This window comes from Amycolatopsis mediterranei (genome assembly GCF_026017845.1).
GTDB classification, from domain to species: Bacteria; Actinomycetota; Actinomycetes; order Mycobacteriales; family Pseudonocardiaceae; genus Amycolatopsis; species Amycolatopsis mediterranei.
This window is the reverse complement of sequence record NZ_CP100416.1, coordinates 7,411,830-7,430,049: the sequence shown is the minus strand read 5'-3', so window position 1 is coordinate 7,430,049 and position 18,220 is coordinate 7,411,830. Positions and strand designations below refer to the sequence as shown.

18 protein-coding genes are annotated in these 18,220 nt (G+C 69.2%); 10 read left to right on the top strand and 8 right to left on the bottom strand.

Annotation, left to right across the window (positions count from 1 at the left end; all coding sequences use genetic code 11):
* Positions 1-16: 16 nt before the first annotated feature.
* Together ISP_RS33145 and ISP_RS33140 are read left to right on the top strand one after the other, a co-directional pair.
* A complete protein-coding gene (locus ISP_RS33145) occupies positions 17-463 on the top strand; it encodes a nuclear transport factor 2 family protein (protein WP_013228242.1) in 447 nt (148 codons plus the stop codon).
* Positions 464-565: 102 nt separating this feature from the next.
* Complete coding sequence (locus tag ISP_RS33140; RefSeq protein WP_014467463.1) at positions 566-718, top strand: nitroreductase/quinone reductase family protein; 153 nt, start codon at positions 566-568, stop codon at positions 716-718.
* A gap of 212 nt (positions 719-930) precedes the next feature.
* On the opposite strand, the gene ISP_RS33135 is transcribed toward ISP_RS33140, so the two are convergent.
* Genes ISP_RS33135 through ISP_RS33125 form a run of 3 tightly spaced genes read right to left on the bottom strand, consistent with a single transcriptional unit; the run spans position 931 to position 2,249 of the window.
* Positions 931-1,401, bottom strand: a complete 471-nt coding sequence (locus ISP_RS33135) for a peptidoglycan-binding domain-containing protein (RefSeq protein WP_013228241.1) — start codon at positions 1,399-1,401, stop codon at positions 931-933.
* A 12-nt stretch (positions 1,402-1,413) separates the two neighbouring features.
* Complete coding sequence (locus tag ISP_RS33130) at positions 1,414-1,836, bottom strand: peptidoglycan-binding domain-containing protein (protein WP_013228240.1); 423 nt, start codon at positions 1,834-1,836, stop codon at positions 1,414-1,416.
* Between the two features lie 26 nt (positions 1,837-1,862).
* Complete coding sequence (locus tag ISP_RS33125; RefSeq protein WP_013228239.1) at positions 1,863-2,249, bottom strand: hypothetical protein; 387 nt, start codon at positions 2,247-2,249, stop codon at positions 1,863-1,865.
* A 133-nt stretch (positions 2,250-2,382) separates the two neighbouring features.
* Between ISP_RS33125 and ISP_RS33120 the strand changes: the two genes are divergently transcribed.
* On the top strand, positions 2,383-5,169 hold the full coding sequence (locus ISP_RS33120; protein WP_013228238.1) for an AfsR/SARP family transcriptional regulator: 2,787 nt from the start codon (positions 2,383-2,385) through the stop codon (positions 5,167-5,169).
* A gap of 800 nt (positions 5,170-5,969) precedes the next feature.
* Here the strand turns inward: ISP_RS33120 and ISP_RS33115 are convergent.
* The gene (locus ISP_RS33115; RefSeq protein ID WP_013228237.1) at positions 5,970-7,268 is read right to left on the bottom strand and encodes a glycosyltransferase; all 1,299 of its coding nucleotides are present in this window, start codon (positions 7,266-7,268) and stop codon (positions 5,970-5,972) included.
* Between the two features lie 156 nt (positions 7,269-7,424).
* Here ISP_RS33115 and ISP_RS33110 point away from each other — a divergent pair, with 156 nt between their 5' ends.
* The 4 genes from ISP_RS33110 (at position 7,425) to ISP_RS33095 (ending at position 10,054) form a co-directional block, all read left to right on the top strand.
* Positions 7,425-8,018, top strand: a complete 594-nt coding sequence (locus ISP_RS33110) for a helix-turn-helix domain-containing protein (protein WP_013228236.1) — start codon at positions 7,425-7,427, stop codon at positions 8,016-8,018.
* Between the two features lie 403 nt (positions 8,019-8,421).
* Positions 8,422-8,802, top strand: a complete 381-nt coding sequence (locus tag ISP_RS33105) for a VOC family protein (protein ID WP_161790920.1) — start codon at positions 8,422-8,424, stop codon at positions 8,800-8,802.
* Positions 8,799-9,002 (top strand): hypothetical protein, encoded by a 204-nt coding sequence (locus ISP_RS33100; protein WP_014467462.1) that lies wholly within the window; start codon positions 8,799-8,801, stop codon positions 9,000-9,002. The genes ISP_RS33105 and ISP_RS33100 overlap by 4 nt, the downstream gene beginning before the upstream one ends.
* Before the next feature lie 74 nt (positions 9,003-9,076).
* Positions 9,077-10,054 (top strand): phosphotransferase family protein, encoded by a 978-nt coding sequence (locus ISP_RS33095; RefSeq protein ID WP_013228234.1) that lies wholly within the window; start codon positions 9,077-9,079, stop codon positions 10,052-10,054.
* A 454-nt stretch (positions 10,055-10,508) separates the two neighbouring features.
* Here the strand turns inward: ISP_RS33095 and ISP_RS33090 are convergent, their stop codons facing one another.
* Positions 10,509-11,693, bottom strand: coding sequence for a GDSL-type esterase/lipase family protein (locus ISP_RS33090; protein ID WP_230468474.1), 1,185 nt, complete (start codon positions 11,691-11,693; stop codon positions 10,509-10,511).
* 641 nt (positions 11,694-12,334) lie between these two features.
* Entirely contained in the window at positions 12,335-13,078 is a 744-nt protein-coding gene (locus tag ISP_RS33085) for an LLM class flavin-dependent oxidoreductase (RefSeq protein ID WP_013228232.1), read from the bottom strand.
* Positions 13,079-13,347: 269 nt separating this feature from the next.
* Here ISP_RS33085 and ISP_RS33075 point away from each other — a divergent pair, with 269 nt between their 5' ends.
* Together ISP_RS33075 and ISP_RS33070 are read left to right on the top strand one after the other, a co-directional pair.
* Positions 13,348-13,767 carry a hypothetical protein gene (locus ISP_RS33075; protein WP_014467460.1) on the top strand — a complete coding sequence of 140 codons (420 nt, stop codon included), beginning with the start codon at positions 13,348-13,350 and terminating at the stop codon, positions 13,765-13,767.
* 422 nt (positions 13,768-14,189) lie between these two features.
* Positions 14,190-16,307: an acyltransferase family protein gene (locus ISP_RS33070; protein ID WP_013228230.1), complete on the top strand. Its 2,118-nt coding sequence runs from the start codon at positions 14,190-14,192 to the stop codon at positions 16,305-16,307.
* A gap of 62 nt (positions 16,308-16,369) precedes the next feature.
* On the opposite strand, the gene ISP_RS33065 is transcribed toward ISP_RS33070, so the two are convergent.
* Together ISP_RS33065 and ISP_RS33060 are read right to left on the bottom strand one after the other, a co-directional pair.
* Positions 16,370-16,864 carry a hypothetical protein gene (locus ISP_RS33065; RefSeq protein WP_230468473.1) on the bottom strand — a complete coding sequence of 165 codons (495 nt, stop codon included), beginning with the start codon at positions 16,862-16,864 and terminating at the stop codon, positions 16,370-16,372.
* Positions 16,865-17,011: 147 nt separating this feature from the next.
* The gene (locus ISP_RS33060) at positions 17,012-17,245 is read right to left on the bottom strand and encodes an effector-associated constant component EACC1 (RefSeq protein ID WP_265049924.1); all 234 of its coding nucleotides are present in this window, start codon (positions 17,243-17,245) and stop codon (positions 17,012-17,014) included.
* 167 nt (positions 17,246-17,412) lie between these two features.
* Here ISP_RS33060 and ISP_RS33055 point away from each other — a divergent pair, with 167 nt between their 5' ends.
* Positions 17,413-18,189 (top strand): AfsR/SARP family transcriptional regulator, encoded by a 777-nt coding sequence (locus ISP_RS33055; protein ID WP_230468472.1) that lies wholly within the window; start codon positions 17,413-17,415, stop codon positions 18,187-18,189.
* Positions 18,190-18,220 lie beyond the last annotated feature (31 nt).

The following is an 18,220-nucleotide window of genomic DNA, read 5'->3' as shown; positions in this document are numbered from 1 at the left end:
GAATCCAGGAGCTTCCATGGGTTTCGATTCCGAACAGGTCGTCCGCAACGCCTACCGTGTCGCCGAGGAACAGGACGTTCCCGGGTGGGTCGCCCTCTTCACCGAAGACGGCACCTTCACCGACAACTCCATCGGCGTCACCTACCGCGGGCAGGAGCTGGGCGACACGGTCGTGGTCTACGCGAAAGCGTTCCCCGACATGCACCGCGAGCTGTACCAGGTGTACGTCGCCGGGAACATCGTCGTGGTCCAGCTTGCCTTGCAGGGCACGCAGACCGGCCCGCTCACCACGCCGATGGGCGTGCTCCCGCCGACCGGCAACAAGATGGACGCACCGTGCTGCGACGTCTTCGAAATCGTGGACGGCAAGATCAAGCGGTTCGACTGCTACCCGGAAGGCACGATCATCTTCGGCCAGCTCGGCATCCTGGACGACATTGCCGGCGCGATGACCACGCCGTAGGGGGACGACAGTGAGAACCGGCACCGAAGCACTCTAGCGGCCTCACCTGCGCGACGGAGACGATTCGCTTTCTCCTCCCATCCCGGAAGACAGGAGTTCGACATGAGCGACCCGCTCGATCGGAACGCGAAGACCATCGCGGAGTTCCGGGCGAACGAGGGCCAGGTCGGCGGGGTCTTCGAGGGCGCTCCGCTGGTCCTGGTGCACCACCGTGGCCGCAAGAGCGGACGGGAGTACGTCACCCCGGTGATGTAGGCAGAACCAGTCGGCCACCTACCCCTGATCGGTCAGTTGCCACAAGTGTCGGCCTTCGGCTCGAGTAGGTCGAGAAGCCGGTGAGGATGATCGGCGAGCTCACTGCCCGGCGGCAAGTCCGACGACAGCAGCCACCGTGATGCCCGGCGGATGGCTCCCGAAGCGCGGCGCCGGCAGAACATAGTTCCGCCGGCGCCGTCCCCGGTCAGTCGCTAGTAGTGGTAGCACCGGCCGGCCACGTCGTTCGACGTGAATCGCATCGCGTTTCGGGTGTTCGGGCCGTAACCGCCGTCCGGAGTGGTGCCGATGGTCGATTGCACGCCCTTGACGGCAGCCTCCGTCCTCGGCCCGAAACTGCCGTCGGCGGCGAGGTTTCCCACCAGCTCGCTAGAGTAGGGGCTCGCCAGGCGAACGGTCGGATAGCATGTCTTCAGCGTGTACTGCAGGCCTTGCACGACGGCGGAGTTGGCCGCTTGGGTCCTGCTGATGAGGCAGGTGACGTTCCCGCCGCCGGTCGCGGGCACGGAGAGGTTGTTGCCGCCCCGGTTGACGTTGACCATGGTGGTGCACAGCGGTGTCGCCGCGGACGCGACGCCGGACGGCAGCAGCGTCAGCGCCGTCGCGACGAGAACCGTGGTGACACCGGCGGCGAGGTGTCCGAGCATGCCGGGCCGGTTGCTCATGAGCGTCTCCTCTCAGTTGAACACGCTCGCTGCGCTCGGGCAGATGTTCAACCAGTGCAGGGTGTCCTGCACGAGGGCGTTGTCGTGGTCCTGGATCGCTTGGTGGTGCAGCTGGTTCACGAACTCGCGCATGTTGTGCCCGGTGAGCGGGCCCACCTGACCGTCGATGCCAAGGCTGTTCCGGGACTGGTAGTTCCTGACGCCCTGCCTCGTCGCTGAGCCGAAATCGCTGTCCTCGCCGCTGCTGCCGACGCTGATCCCGGCGTAGGAGTGCACGACGTGCTGCGCGCACCAGACCGCGGTGCCCGTGTCGCCGTAGTCCACCTGGCCGTTGTGGTTGTTGTCGCCCGCCAGCGCCACCGTGGTCGCCAGCCCCAGCGAGGCGACGACCGCGGTCACGATCGTGGTGCCGCGCGCAATGGTTCTCCGAATCACGTGCTTCCTCCCTCTGTTTCCGTTTGTCACGATCCATTGGTCAGTGCGCCGCCGCCACCACCGCCGCTCCCCGTTTTGAGGCAGCTCAGGAAGTAGGAAGCGTAGAGGCCGGTGATCCTCTTGGTCTTGGCGACGAGACGGCTGCTGTTGCTGAGAATTCCCACTTCAATCCCGTTCACGGCATCGTGTACCCGGCAAGTGGTCGTTCCGCCGTCCGGCGCGAACACCGTCATCTTGACGGCGTGTTCCGCGCTGTTCGCCGAAACCGCCCTGGTCGAGCAGCCGATGCCGGAGGACGGGATGGTGCAGCTGGTGGTGTCGGCCGCCGCTGTTCCGGCGCCGAGCACCAGCCCGAGCAGAACGGTCGCACCACTGGTGACGACGGCCAGGGGTTTCTTGATCCCGCGAGACATCCGTTGACTCCTCTGCTCTGTTGTCCGTGTCCCGGAGTCTGCTCCGGTCACCTTGACAGCGGCTTGACACGGGCGACCCCCGAGTGGGCATCATGCGGCGGGGGGAGAGATGGAATTCCGGTTGTTGGGCCCCATGTGCGTCAGTAGGGGGAACGAGGACCTCGAGCTGGGGCGCCGCGCGCAACGCCTGGTGCTCGGCGTTTTGCTGCTCGAAGCCGGCAAACCGGTGTCCTTCGCCCGGCTGGAAGATGTTCTCTGGGGTGAATTCGTGCCGCCGAACGGCCGGGCGATGTTGCAAACACACGTGTCGCGCCTGCGCCGGCTGCTCGATCCCGGCCGGAAGGGCAGGTGCGACTGCCGGATCGTGACGCTGGGGCCGGCCTACCTCATCGAAACCGACGCCGAAACCATTGACGTCCACCGGTTCCGCACGGCGGTGACTCGCGGGCTGGCCTCGACCGACCTCGAGGAGAAGGCGTGCCTGCTCCGCGCCGCACTCGACCTCTGGCGCGGCCCGCTCCTCGCCGGCGTGATCGACGAGGATCTCAGGCACCAGCTCGGCGCCGGGCTGGACGAACTGCGCCTGACCGCCTGGGAGGCTCTGGCCGAGGCCGATCTGGCCCTCGGACGGCATCGCCAGGCCACGGCGACGGTGGCCGACCTGGTGGCCAAGCACCCGACCCGGGAGTCACTGGTCTCCTCGCTCATGCTCGCCCTGTATCGAGATGGCCGGGGCGCAGAAGCACTCACCGTCTACCACGACACGCGCACGGCGCTCGCCGACAGGCTGGGGACGGACCCCGGTTTCGCACTGCAGCAGCTGTATCACGCCATCCTGCGGGCGGACCCCGATCTGGTCGTGACCGGTCGCACGAAGCCCGCGGAACGGGTGGTGCCGCGCCAGCTGCCCGCGGCGACGCGACCGTTCGTCGGGCGCGTCGACGAATTCGCCAGGCTCGACGACGCTTTCGGGGTCGCGGGTCGGCAACGCGCGTCGGTCGTCGTGCTGGCCGGCATGGCCGGCGCCGGCAAGACCGCCCTGGCCCTGAACTGGGCCCACCGCAGAAGGGACAGCTTCCCGGACGGCCAGTTCTTCCTGAACCTCAACGGATTCGCCGGCCTGCCGGCGACCTCACCGGCCGACGCGCTGACGCAGTTGCTCGGCGCTCTCGGTGTTTCAGTCGCGGACTTGCCGAAGTCGGTGGACGAGGCCGGGGCGTTGTTCCGCACGCTGGTGGCAGACCGGCGCATGCTGGTGCTCCTTGACGACGCCGCGAGCGCGGACCAGGTGCGTTCGCTGCTTCCCGGTGGCAGGGCTTGCTTCACGCTGGTGACCAGCCGCGGCAGCCTGAACGGACTCGTCGCCCTCGATGGCGCGCGGCGGATCACGGTCGGCTCGCTCAGCACGCGCGAGTCGTGTGTGCTCCTGAGTGAGATCGCCGGCGCCGACCGGGTCGCGAACGAGCACCCGGCAACGCTCGAGATCACTCGGTTGTGCGCCCGGTTGCCCCTCGCCGTGCGGATCGCCGGGGCCACGTTGGCCGAAAACGGAAGCCTATCGGTCACCGGGTACGCCGCCGAACTGGCTACGGACCGCAGGCTCGCCGCGTTGCAGGTGGCCGACGACCCGGACGCGGCCGTGCGGGTGGCGCTGGACCGGTCCTACGCCAACCTGCGTCCGCCGGCGCGCCGGCTACACGCTTTGCTGGGTCTTCTGCCAGGGCCGGACATCTCCCTGCCGGCCGTCGCCGCCCTCGCCGGACTGCCTCAGCCGCACGCCGCGCACCGGCTCGCTCAGCTCACCGACGCTCACCTCGTGGTCAGCTCCGGCGCCGATCGCTTCGCGATGCACGACCTGGTCCGGCTCTTCGCCCACGATCGGGCCGTCACCGACGCGACCAGGGCCGACCGGGACGCCGCCGCCGTCCGCGTCCTGACCTGGTACCGGGACGCCGCGAACGCGGCGGACCGGGTACTCCGCCCCCGGGAGCGGCCCAACTTCGAATCGACCACCCACCCCATCACACCGACCGACGAGGCAGCCGCGCTGGAATGGCTCGGGCGCGAGGAAAAGAACCTCATCGCCGCCGTGACCTTCGCCGAGCGGGACCACCCCGGATTCGCATGGCAGATCGCAGCGGCCATGTACGGGTGGCTGTACCGCCGCTACTCCCGCACCGGGTGGATCGAGATCTACCGACGCGCCGCCGACGCCGCCGTACGCGCCGGCGACGTCGCGGGAGAGGCCCTCATCGTCGGGCGGATGGCCATCGCGTACGGTCTGCTCCGGCAGGTGAACGACGCCGTGGCCGCGTGTAAGCGAGCCTACGAACTGCGTCGATCCCTCGGTGACCGGCTGGGCACCGCCACCGCACTGCTGAACCTGGCGGCGGTCCACCTCAACGACCGGCGCCCCGACGAAGCGATCCAGGTCCTGCACGAGGCGACAGAGGAAGCGCGGGGAGTCGCGGGCAACGGGCACTTCACCACGATGATCCACAGCAACCTGGCGGAGGCCTACCAGCTCACCGGCCGGCCCCGCGAGGCGCGACAGTACTTCCAACGCGCGCTCGAAGCCGCCGGCCGGGATACCAACCTTCGTGACCAGGCTCAGATCTTGATCGACTTCGCCGCGTTCAGCGCCGAGTGCGACGACCTGAGACCGGCGCTCGACCTCGCCGAACGCGGCAGGCACCTCGCCACCGCCACCGGTGACGAGATATTGGTCGCGGAGGCACGGGAACAGTTGGGCTCCATCCGCCTCGCTCTCTCCGAGACCGGTCCGGCCCTCGAACACCTCTACGCCGCACTGGCCACCTACGACCGTCTCGGCCACCGGGGCGCCGCCGATCTCCGCGACCACATCAAGAAGATCCATTCGACGGCCCGCACGGCGCGTGACCCCGCCACGACAACGTGACGAGGGTCGTCTTCTCACCGGGATCATCGGCGCGATGGTCCCGCCGGGTTCCCGTGTGCACCACGACGCGCCGGTGCGCCGCTGGAGCCCGCGCGGCCACTGGATCCTCCGAGCGCCCGTCCCGCCTTCCACCCTGTCGTCTGGGGAGGACGGGGCGGAAGCCGGACGAACACCCCGACAACGCCGTCGGACACGGACCCGCACGGACCGTCCTCACCGAATGCCCGGATGATCTTGAGGTTGAGGCTGTACCCGCACTGGTTCAGCGCGTGGCCGGTCTGAGTGACGATTCCTCGTTGACCCAGACCTTCACGCAGGTCGGCGCGTTGCCGAAGATTCCGACCTCGCCGCCTACCCAGCGGGTGTCGGCCGCGGCCGGCTGACGCCGGCCGCAGTGATCAGCCCCGAAACGGCTATGGCGACAACCGTCACTTTTCGCCAGGTATTGCGGAATTTCATGGTAGCCCGAGCATGCCACCGTGGTCTGCCCTCTCAGAGGTACTCGCCAGACGAGGCCGCGCGGCCGGTTCAATGAGTGCCGCGCTGACGGCCGGCCGCCGGATGGCGAACTCGGCCGTCTCCGTGGCGTTGCGGCCGCTGACCGGAGTGGCCCCTTGGCCGGCCCACCCGACAGCACGCTGGACCTGCCGCAGCAAGGTGTCCACCGCGCGGGGCACTGCCCGAGCCGCCTTCACGGGTCCTGGGCTAAAGGTTCTGTGACAGGTTTCGCTCGCGAAGGCGAGTTCGGCAATACGTTTGTGCGGTTGTCAGGCGAATGACAGACGGGCCATGCGGCCGTGTCATTCACTCGCCGTTCGTTCAGCCACCAGCGCGTCGACGATTTCGGCGAGCTCGTGGACTCCGCGGGTACCGGCGATGTGTCCGGCGATGCGGCACGCGGCGTCGCGGTAGTGGTGGTCGTCGAGGACGGCGCGGACAGCCCGACGGATGGTCGACGGCGCGGGGATCCGGGTTCTGATGCGGCGTCCGACACCGGCCCAGGCGACCCGGGCGATGACTTCGGGCTTGTCCTCCTGGCGGCCGGCGGCCACGATCGGCACGCCGTAGCGCAGCGCGTACTGCACGCCGCCGTACCCGCCGTTGGTGACGTAGACGTCGGTCTTCGGCAGCAGCTCGTCGTACGGCAGGAACTCGGCGGCCCTGGCGTTCGCGGGCAGCGGCGGCAGGGAATCGAGGGGGCGCCCGCCGGTGGCCACGGCGATCAGCACGTCCTCGTCAGCGAGGCCGTCGAGGGCCGGTGCGATGAGCTGACCGTAATCGCTGTTGCCGATCGTGCCCTGGGTGAGGTGGACGACGGGCCTGGAGCCGTCGAGTTCCGGCCACCACGGGGGAAGCGGGGCCCGCGAACCGGATGCCGAGATCGGTCCGGCGAAGTGCAGGGTGGCGGGCGCGTCGGAGCGCGGGTACTCGAACTCGGGCACGGTGAACTGCACGATCGCGTCGGCGTGGCGGGGCCAGTCGAGGACTGCGAACGGGATCGAGCGGCCGTGCACCCGGTGGAACGTCCGGTCGGCGATCTGCTCGATGGCCGGGAAGAGGACCTTGGCGGTGAGTGAGGCGAGCGCGGTGTTGCGGAGTCGGCCGAGCGGGCCGCGCAGCGGCATGAGCCCCGTGCCGAACGGGGCCGTGTCCCGGCTGGCGATCATCAGCGGGCAGATGCCGCACATCACGATCGGTGGCCGGACGCCGAGCGGGTGGCCGAGGAGGAACGCGCCGCCGATGAAGGCCGGGTCGGCCAGGAGTGCGTCAGCCGGTTCGGCGGCGTGCGCGGCCATGACGGCGTCGTGTTGCGCGCGGCCGGGCCGGACGAAGATGTGCTCGAGGTCGTGGGCAATCGCCCGGGTGCCGCTGAGCGCGGCGCGCTCGGGGAAGGTCCGGTTCCAGTCCTGCCGGTCGTCGAAGTCGGCTTCGGCCGGCAAGGGCAGGTGCTCGGCGCCGGTCGCTGCGACGAGTTCGGCGAAGCGGGCACCGGTGAGGAAGCGCACGCGGTCTCCTCGCCCGGCGAAGTGCCGCGCGACGGCGAGCAGCGGGGTGACGTGCCCGTGGACGGGCATGGTCGCGATCATGATCGAGGGCATGACGCCCTCCCTCGGCCGCTGGGGAGATAGAGTCGGATACTATGGAGCAGTATTCATCTGTATGGGTCGGTAGTCAATATGTCGGACGCTGATCGCGGCGCCCGCACTTACCGGTCGGAGCTTCGGCAGCGCCAGGCCGCGGAGACCAGACGCCGGGTGGTCGAGTCCGCCATCGAGGAGTTCGGCGAGCGCGGGTACCACGGGGCGACCTTCGCGCGGATCGCGAAGCGGGCCGGGGTCTCGGTCGAGACAGTGCGTGCCAACGGGCCGAAGACGGCACTGCTGTGGGCCGCGGTCGCGGTGGCCTCCTTCGGGGTCGAAGGGGACATCGAGTTCTTCGACACCGAGCGCGGCAAGAACATGCTCGAACTCCGTGAGCCGGGCGCGTTCGGCGCCTACCTCGGAGAGACGATGCTGGCGATCAACGAGCCCGTCGCCGGGGTCTGGACCGCGGTGACCGCCGCGGCCCACGGCGACTGCGAGGTCCGGGACACCTTGGCCGAGCGGCTCGTGTCCATGCGAGGGCAGGTCGAGAAGGTTCTCCGGGTGGTCGGCGAACGCGACTGGCTGCGGACCGACGTGCCCTTCGACGACCTCGTCGAGGCGCTCTGCGTCATCACCAGTGTCGAGGCCTACGTGCGTTATGTGCGGATGGACGGCAAACCGCGCGAGGAGTACCAGGCCTTCGTCGCACGTACCGTCAACGACACCATCCTCCGGCGCAGTTCCGGCGAGGCTCCGCTTTCCTGATCGGCACGTGCGTACGCGCGGCGCTGCGGTCGGCGGCTACTCGAGACTGGGCCCAGGATCGGGTCCGGCCAGACTCTGGTCCAAGTGCTCGGTGAGCCGCTCGCTCACAGCGGCTGCCCCCCTGGGGGGTGTCATTGGCGTGGCTCTCTCATGGCATGGGTCTCATCGAGCACTGCACGAGGGGTGACTGAAAAAGTCTGTTCTGTTCGAAGTGGCGGCCCCCTCTTTGCGGGCATCGTCGCGCTGAGGCACGTTTCGCTCGTAGAGGTTGTGGTAGCCAGTGGCAAAGTCGAACGTCCGCACATCGGCACGAGCGGACGTCTGCGTGCTGGAACAGCCCCGGCCGGCTCGCCACCAACCGGGCCTGGGCCGGGCTGCCTCACGTGTCGGATAGCCTCGTGTCGTGCATCGCAGTCGGCTGTTCGGGATCTTCATTGACACGCCTGCCGCGGAAGCCGGTTCGGCAGCGGGTTTCTGGTCTGCCGCACTGGGGGTTCCGGCACGGTCCGTGGTGGGCGAGGAACAGTTCACTGCGCTGGACGGTGCCATCCCCGGGTTGATCGTCGACATCCAGGCGGTCGACGACGAGCCCCGCTATCACGTCGATATCGAGACTGATGACGTGTCGGCGGAAGTAGCCCGTCTGACAGCTCTGGGCGCGAAGCCGGTCTCGCGTTGGCTGGAGTGTCACACACTGCGCGCGCCCGGCGGCCACCTGCTCTGCGTGGTGCCGGTGCACAGCGATCCGGAGACGTTTCACCGGCTCGCTCGGACCTGGCCATGACGGTGGCCGGCACGGGCGTGGTGGTGTTTCGGCCGCCGCGACCGGCGGGTGGCGTCTGGCCGGACAAGAAGCCGTCCTGGCGACCTTCGACGGATCGCGACACATTCGGGCCATGGCAGCACACGCCTTCCGGCTCGGCCGCGCCGGCCGAGCTGAAGACCGCAGCGCTGAGCTCGATCGCGGCCTGGCTGGGCGACTGATCTTCGACAAGCTGTACCAGTACCGCAGAGGTCGGTTCCTCGGCATGAGCGGGCGTTGGTTGTAGGCTGCGAAAATGGTCGAGATCCGGGGGCGGCTCGGCGAAGGTGACTTGCTCGGCGTTGTGCGAGCGGCGTTCGGGGAGCGCGAACTGGTCTCGGTGGAACGGCTGCGTGGCGGTTCCAAAAAGGGCGTCTACCGGCTCGTGCTGGATGACCGCACGACAAGCATCGCCTACGTGTGGAACGCCGAGGAGAACTACTGGCCGGACGCGGCGTCGCAGGATCAGAGCGATCCGTTCGGTCATGCCGACGGGCTCGATCTGTTCGAAGCCGCTCATGCCGCACTGTCCTCGATCGCCGTCCGGGTGCCCCGCGTGGTGATGGTGGACCGCTCCAGGAGCCTGCTCGCGGGCGAGGTTGCCGTACTGGAAGACGTGCGTGGCGGCACGCTCGAAGCCTTGCGCGAACGGGACTCGCGGCGAGCATCGCGTGTGCTGGCCCGCCTCGGTGACGTGGTTCGGGCGATGCAGGACAGCCGGCGCGACCGATATGGCCGGCCGGGCGTCGACCGGGCCGGCGACACCGATCCGGTGGAACAGATCGTGCTGCGCCGCGCGCTGGGCCAGCTCGCCGAGACCGCGGCTCGCGTCGACCGGCTCGCGGCGGTCGAACACCGCCTCCGGGATCTTTTGTGCGAGCGTCACGCGGCTGTGGCTCCCCGTACCGAGTACGGGTTCATCCACGGCGAGCTGGGTCCCGATCACGTCTTGGTCGACGACCATGACGAGCCGGTGCTGATCGACATCGAGGGTGCCATGTTCTTCGACGTCGAATGGGAGCACGCGTTCCTGGAGCTGCGCTTCGGAAGCGATTACCCCTTTTTCCGCCGTGCCGGCCTGGACCGAGACCGAATGCGCTTCTATCGCCTCGCCATGTACCTGTCGCTCGTGGCGGGCCCGTTGCGGCTCCTGGACGGTGATTTCCCGGATCGGCCGGTGATGCTGGAGATCGTGGAACAAAACATCGACCGGACCCTGGCGCAGCTTACCTGAGCGCCCAGCGGGGCGACCGCTCCATCATCGGCAATAGCGGACGTTTGACAGCCGTACTTTCGACACGGGCCCCGGAACCAGCTCGGCGCGGTCGGGTCTGCAGGTTCAGCGGGCCAAAACCGCGACGCAGAGCCCCCGCCCGACCTGGACCCGTTGGAGCGCCCACCGAGCCGGGCTCAGCGTGTATCGGCTCAGCCGGAGACCGCTGTTGACGCGGACAGGCCCGTGCGGGCGGTCGCGGCGCGGGAGCGGAACGGCCCGATCGGCATCGCCGCCACGCCCGAGGTGGACCTCGTCGGCCTGACCGCCCGCGAAGACGCCGCCGTCGGCGCACCAGCCCCGACCGCCACTGCGCCCGACGCCGCGGCGGCAACGGCGGCAACGGCGAAGCGTCAACGAACCCGGCCCACGGCGCCGACAGAGGCACGCAGTCCGCCTTGCGACGGCAATCCGTTCAGTTCAAGGTGGACAGGTTGATTGAGTTGGCCATCACGGCGTAGCCGCTGTTGTCGGGGTGGATGCGGTCGCCGCTGTCCCACGCGGGGTTGAGCCAGTTCTGGTGGTCGGGTGCGCCGGAGTTGGGGTAGTTCGGGTCGGTGTTGCGCATGATCGCGTCGAAGTCGATGATCGCGTCGAAGTGGTTGTCGGTGCGGATGAACTGGTTGACCTGGACGCGGTTGGTGTCCTTGGCGTCGTCGTTGCCGAACCACCCACCGCGACGCGGGGTCACAGTGGCACCGACGACTCGGAGGCCGGCGGCGTGTGCCCGGTCGGCCAGCTGGTTGAGTCCGTCGATCAGGGTGGCGGCGTCCGTGCCCAGGTAGAGGTCGTTGGAGCCTTCGGCGATGATCACTGTTCGGGCGCCGTTGTGGCCGAGTACGTCCCGGTCGAACCGTTGTGCCCCGGTCGGGCCGACTCCACCGGGGGTGATCAGGGTGTTTCCCGCGACCCCTTCGTTGACGACCGACAGCGGCGTGCCCGCGGCCTGCAACCTGCGTGATAGCACGTCCGGCCAAGTGCTGAAGGTGTTGACAGTGGCGTGTGCTCCGTCGGTGACCGAGTCACCGAGGACGATTACGGCGCCGGTGGTGTGGCCACCGGCCACCTCGATGCCGGCCACCCAGGCCACGTTGATCCCGCGGCCCGGATACGGGCCGGGATCACCTGTGTGGTCCCCGGCTTCGCCGCTGAAGTCGGTGCAGTACTCACCGATCAGCCCGAGTTCGTGGTTGGGGTACTCGGTGACGGATCCGGCGGTGTATACGCTGACCGCGAGTTGCTCGCCCGCGGTGACCGGCATGGGTACCGGGTCGCTGAACACCTCGCTGCCGGCCGGGATCGTGACCACGGATTGGGCGCCGAAGGTGACCTCGTGCAGGGTGGCGGGGACGATGGTGCTGTCGGTGTCGCGTTGCGCGACGGTGACCCGGTTGAACGTGGTGGGCGTGCGGACGAACTGGTTGGTCAGCCGGATGCGGATCTGTGTGCCGTCCGCGCTGACGCGTTCGGCGTTGCGGCAACTGAAGTTCGAGGCGTTCAGCGGCATCGCTTCGTGCATAGCAGTGCCCCAGGCCGCGATCCACTGGGTGTCGGTGGTTCCCGAGGATGCCGACCCGGCCGTGCACGCTACGGCGGTCAACGCGGCCAGGCTGACGCCGATACGTCTGCTCCACGGGTTCACCAACTGCTCCGAGTTCGTAACGGTATAGGTGCGGTTCGTTCGGGTTCACCAGTGGTGCGCAAGCACTTTCGGTGAGTGAAAGCGCGGCGTGATCGACAATACTGGGCTTACCGCCGCATCGGGCACATCGGATCCCACGAATGGCCCCTCTTCGATTCCCCCAGCGTCGTCACAATTGCGACAAATTGCCACGACCGGCCCTGGCGGGATGCATGGCCAGTCCTGCGTGGCACCGACAGACTAAAACATCACTCCGCGAAACAGTGTTGTGATATCGGCCATAGTGCAAATGGCGGTTGACGGGTCTTGATACGCCCGCTATAGGGCTTACATCGAGGCGAAATCTTCGCGCCGGTCGATCGAGGAGACTCAGATGCGTGCGGCGAGATCCGGTTTCGCGCTGCCCTTTCAATTGGGCGCGCCGGCATCGGCGACCACGGACTGTTTGATATGACTGGGTTGAGCCGGGCGGTCACCAGCGTGAGATTGCCGAGTGTCTATCCCCGGCCCGGCCGCCGGGTTGTCGAGGGTGACGCTGCCGGCCGGCAGGCAGCGGACGTCCACCTCGCCGTCGAGGCGCGCCAGCCGGACGAGGCGGCTCACGCTGTCCATGGGCCCCGAGCCGGTTCGAGGAGCCGGCGGACCTCGGGGACCACCTCGGCGGCGAATGCGGCGATCTGGCCGGCCGTCTCCCGTTCCGGCCAGAACACGAACGAAGTGAACGGCTGCTCGGTGCCCAGCCGCGCCAGCACCTCCGCCCACTGCCCGGCCGTTCCCCGCACGGGTGCGGCGCCGTGGTCGATCCGCGGACGGCCCTCCGTCGCGGTGATGGTGCCGACGACTTGGGCGATCCGGCGGACCGACGCCGGGTCCCGGCCCACGGCGACCGCCGCCTCGTCGATCGACCGGTGGGGCGCCGGCCACTTTTCGTACGGCAGGTAGGGGGCGATCGGGGCGGCCCACCCGTCGGCGATCTCGCCGGTGAGGGTCAGCGCATTCGGTCCCTGGGCGCCGGTCCAGATCTCGATCGGGTGCGCGGGTGCCGGTCCCGGGGGCACGCCGCCGACCGAGTAGAACTCGCCCGCCAGCTCGACCGGCGCCGGGCCGTCCGCCCACAGGGCGCGCAGCACCGCGATCGCTTCCCGCAAGGCGGCGTTCGCCTCGCGCGGCGTGCGCCGGGGCACGCCCATCCGCGTGATGGCGTCCCAGTAGCCGCCGGCACCGAGCGCCAGCTCGAACCGGCCGCCGGACACGACGTCGAGCGCGGCGGCGGCCTTCGCCGGCATCGCGGGCGGCCGCAGGGGCAGGTTGGCCACGTCCGGGAAGACGCTGAGGGCGAGCACCGGATCGGCCTGCGGGTGATCAGCTGAACTCGATCGTGGGCACGGTTGACTGCAGCCGCGGCTTCGACCGCCGCTTCCGCCCGACAGCGGCCCGCGTGCGCGAGCGTGGTGCACCGCTGGGACGACGACGTCATCGAGGCACTGCGATCGCGAGGCCGACCGGCGGCCGACCGGTTACGAGCAGCGGGGCCAGCGCGGTCCCGGCCGGCACCGCCTCGGCTCCCGTCCCGGTCGCCGACGAGGCGTACGACTACACCTACCAGACCGGAATGTACCGCGACGGAACGCCCGGCCCGCTGGGCGCGGTGGTCCCCTGCGTTGCCGACCAGGACGAATGGTTCCTTCGCCGCTACGCCCGTGCCTTCGACGACCTCAGCTCGGATCTCCGGATCGGCCGGTTTCCCACACCGACCTGCGCCGCCGAGGAGATCGCGCTCGACCTGGCGATCCAAGATGCCGAACGGCTCCACCACGACGAAGACGAACTCGTCGCGGATTTGGAGACCGAGCTACCGGCCTCGCGATCTGACGAGAACTGGGACACCCTGCAGGGCGTTCTGTTCCAGGACAAGGACTACGAAGGGCTGCTCAGCTACCGCATCCCGCTCGAACGGGACGAGGCCGAGCGTTCGTTCGAGGAGTTCGACAATGTTCCGCCGCGCGACCGTCATCGTGGCTTCCGCCGATAGCTGTCCCCCTGTTCGCCGTCCGGCACGCCTTCTGGCGAATAACCTTGTCTTGAGATCGCTGAACGAACCGGTGAGGACGGCCGGCCGCGGACTCACAGCCATCGCAAACCATCCAAGACTCGCTGGAGGAAGCCGAGATTCGACGCGGTGCTCGCCCGCGTCGCTGCGGCTCTCTCGTTTGCGAAATCGGCGTCACTGGTCTCGGCTGGTGGCTCGTCGTCGGTGCCTCCCGACAGGCGGCAGGTTCAGGCGTCGGGCTAGGGTGTGGGAAGCCTCAACGGCGCCTGTAACGCCCGTCGGGCGCAGGCCGATGGTTCGCGTGGGCCCTGTTGGGACGCGCGCGGGGGAGGTCTTGCGGCGCTCATACCGGACGGCAGTCGCCGGGGGTGCTGGGGAAACAGAGCCAGGGGGCTTCGAGCATCATGACGTCTACGGTCACCGCCCGCGCGTCCGTACGCACCGCACCCGCGAGTACCGGCCACAAACAGCGCGACGACATCCAGGGTCTGCGCGCGCTCGCCGTCGGCCTCGTGCTCGTCTACCACCTCAGGCCGGGGTGGCTGCCCGGCGGATTCGTCGGCGTCGACGTCTTCTTCGTGATCTCCGGCTACCTGATCATCGGCACCCTCACGGGTGAGCTGCGCCGCACCGGGCGGGTCGGGCTGCTCACCTTCTACGCCCGGCGCATCCGGCGGCTGCTGCCCGCGGCGACCGTCGTGCTGCTGGCCACGGTCGCGGCGACGGTGCTGCTGGTGCCGGTGTCGCGCTGGCCGGAGATCCTGCGCGAGGTGGTGGCGTCCGCGCTGAACGCGCAGAACTGGGTGCTCGCCCTGTTCTCGTCGGACTACGCGACAGCCACCGCCTCCGCCTCGCCCGTGCAGCACTTCTGGTCGTTGAGCGTCGAAGAGCAGTTCTACCTGGTCATCCCGCTGTTGCTGCTGCTCAGCGCGGCGATCGCGCGGCGGTCCGGTTCACGTCCGGTGGCGGTGGCGTTCGGCGCGATCACGGTGCTGACGGTGGCGTCGCTGGTGTTCTCCGCGGTCTATACGCAGATCAACCACGGTCAGGCGTACTTCATCACCCCCACCCGCATGTGGGAGCTGGGCATCGGCGGCCTGACCGCGATGGTCATCCGCCAGGTGCGCGTGCGCTTCGCCGCGCGGCTGGCGCTGGGGTGGCTGGGCCTGGGCGCGGTACTGGTCAGCGCTTTCACCTTCGGCACGCACATGGCGTTCCCCGGCTGGATCGCCCTGCTGCCCACGCTGGGCACGGCCGCGCTGCTGGTCGCGGGCACCGCCGAGCGTCCCCGGGTCGGCGAACTGTCGCCGCTGCTGGGCCTGCCGCCGCTGCGCTACGTGGGCGACATCTCCTACAGTCTGTACCTGTGGCACTGGCCGGTGGTGGTCTTCCTGTTGGAGGAGGCGGGTGCCGCCAAGCTCAGCAAGCGTCAGGTGCTGGTCGCCGCAGTGTCGAGCCTGGTGCTCGCGGCGCTGTCGAAGCACCTGGTCGAGGACCCGCTGCGGCGACCGCGGCCCCGTCGCGGGGGTGCGCGGCCGAGGCGCCGCGCCGCTTACGCGCTCGGCGCCTGCATGGTGGTGGTCACCACGGTGGCCGCGACGGTGCCGTGGCAGATCGCGCAGCACCGCCTCGACGCGCTGCGCGCCGACATCGCGTTGGACGCCGACCACCCTGGCGCGCTCGCGCTGGACCCGGCGCACACACTCACCGTGCGCGAGGACGTGCCGGTCGTCCCCGATCCGTCGGTGGCAGCCAAGGACATCGCCTCGGTGTGGCACGACGGCTGCGGCCAGTACGACCCGGCGGCCTTCCCGATGACCAGTGACAAGTGCGCCTACGGCCGCGCCGGCGCGACGAAGACGATGGTCGTCATCGGCGACTCGCACATGACCCAGTTCGCCACGGCCCTGATCGACATCGCCAACCGCGCTGGCTGGCGCGTCAAGTTCATGCTCCACGACGGCTGCCCCTTCAGCGCCGCGGCCCCGACCAAGACCCGAGACGCCGACCCGAGCCGAGTCGAGCCGTTCGCCGAGTGCCCCGCCCAGGACAAACTGAAGATCGACTCGATGCTGGCGGACAAGCCCGACCTCCTGGTCACCGCGGCCATGTCCCCCGAGTCCTACCTCAACGACCTCAGGTGGGCGTGGAAGTCCCCGGAGGCACTCACCGCGGGCTACCGCTCGTACCTCGAAAAGATCACCGCCGCGGGCATCCCCGTCGCCGTCATCAGGGACACCCCCCGCGCCGACGACAACGTCCTCGACTGCCTGCAACGCAACCCAGCCCCCCACTCCTGCGACAAGCCGAGGTCCAAGGCGGTAGCCGCCTTCACCGACCCCTTGGCTACCACCGCGGCCACCATCCCCGGCGTGCGGGTCGTGGACTTGACGAACTGGATCTGCACGGCGGACCTGTGCCCGGCGGTCGTGGGCAACGTGGTCGTCTACCGCGACAACCACCTCACGGACACCTACATCCGCACCTTGGCGACCCCCCTCCGCCAGGCCCTGGGAATCTAGCCCCCGCCCACTGACCGACACGAGCACCCCATCGCGGGCCGATCCGCCTGGCACGGTTCAGCTCAACAGCCCGCGGACCACACCAAGGTGATCAGCGGCGACGGGATCGTCACGACCACGCCCGGGATCGCGCGGACCGCCTTGACCAGGTGACCGGCCGCCCAGTGCCGCGATCGGTCGACCCACCTGACGATCGCGGCCAGCGAGTCGCTGAACACGTACGCGAACGCGGGCGGCGGCAGCCGGCGCGCGCGGTTGGCCGAGGTGACCAGGAAACCAGCGCAGGGCGGCGGTGCGGCGTGCGGCGACGAATCGGCGGCGCGCCTGGCCGTCGTTGACCCGAGCCCGGGAAGGAGCGCGAGCCACGGGTCGTCGTCGATCGCACGTGTGCTGGGATGCTCGATGAGTTCCGCCAGGTCGTAAGCGGCGTCGGAGTGTCCTGCGAATTCCCAGTCCAGGGCGTAGATGGTGCCGCGGCCGCGTGCACGGCGTCCGGGACCTCGTCGACGGAGGTCGGGTTGAGCAGGCCGACACAATGCTCCGGTGACAGCCCCCACAGATCGCTGTCGGTGAACACGTCGCGAAGTGTCTCGATATTGTTCCCGACCGCGGGAAGCTCTTCGAGCGAGGTGTAGTCCGATACCCCGACGAGCACCGCCCGGGAAGCTCGAGGATCGGGCAGCCCTGCTCCCGGCCCGGCCGCGTCACTCATCGTCGCGTGGTCCCACCGGCAGCCGCAAGGTCTTCAGCATGGCCAGCTCCTCGTCTGACAGCGGCCCGGCCACAGTGAACGTCACCGGCGGTGCGTTCTTCTTCGAGCGCAGGAAGCTCGCCCACGCGATTCCCAGGTTGGCCAGTCCGGTCAGCGAACCGACGGACATGCAGATGACTTCGACCGCGCCCATGTGGCCGGTCCCGGACGTTCCCTCGGTGCTGATCGTGTTCTACCACTGGCTCCGTCAGGACGTCGAAGTCGTGCGGTCGGCGACGTGTAACAGATCCCCGGTCTGCCTGCCCGGCAACCGGACTGTCGACGGATTGTCGACGGATCATGGCAGCGTTCACGTCGGGGACCGGCTCGTCCCCGCGATGGACGGGAGGCCATGTGCGTGTCAGATTGCTCGGCCCGGTCGACGCCGTCGTCGGCGGGACGCCGGTGCCGATAGCGGGACTCCGGCGAAAAGCAGTTCTCGCGGTACTCGCCCTGCACGGCGAAGGAATAGCCGGCACGGGCCGGCTCATCGAAGCGGTTTGGGGTGACAAGGCGGGCCGAGCGTCGTTGAACACCCTGCAAAGCCACGTGTCCGCCCTCCGGCGCGTGCTCGGCAACCGGAACGCGATCGTCGCCCGGCCACCCGGCTACCTGCTCGACCTCGGTCCCGGCACGACGGACGTGACCGAGGCGCAGCGCTTGGTCGCGCGGGGCGAGTGCGATGACGACCCAGCGCAAAGCGCCACGACGCTGCGGGCCGCGCTGGCCTTGTGGCGGGACCGTTCGCTGGTCGACGTCGGCGGGATGGCGTGGCTGGACGAGCAGGCCGCCGCACTGGAGCGGTTGCGCACGCGGGCCCAGCTGGCGCTGATCCGGGCCAGGCTGGCCCTCGGCGAGCACGCCCAGCTCGAACCGGACCTGGAGCGGCTGGCCCGCGCGCACCCGTTCGACGAGCAGGTGCACGCGCAGCTGATGTTCGCGCTGTACCGCACCGGCAGGCAGGCCGATGCGTTGTCGGTGTACCGGAGGCTGCGCGCGGCATTGGCCGACAACGTGGGCATCGACCCCAGCCAGCGGCTGCGTGACCTGGAGATCGCGATCCTGCGGCAGGACCCGGCGCTCGACCAGTCCGCGCACGCCGTCCGGCTGCTGGCCGGCTGTGCTTCGTGAGCGCCGCTGACCACGCTTTTTCAGCGCCACG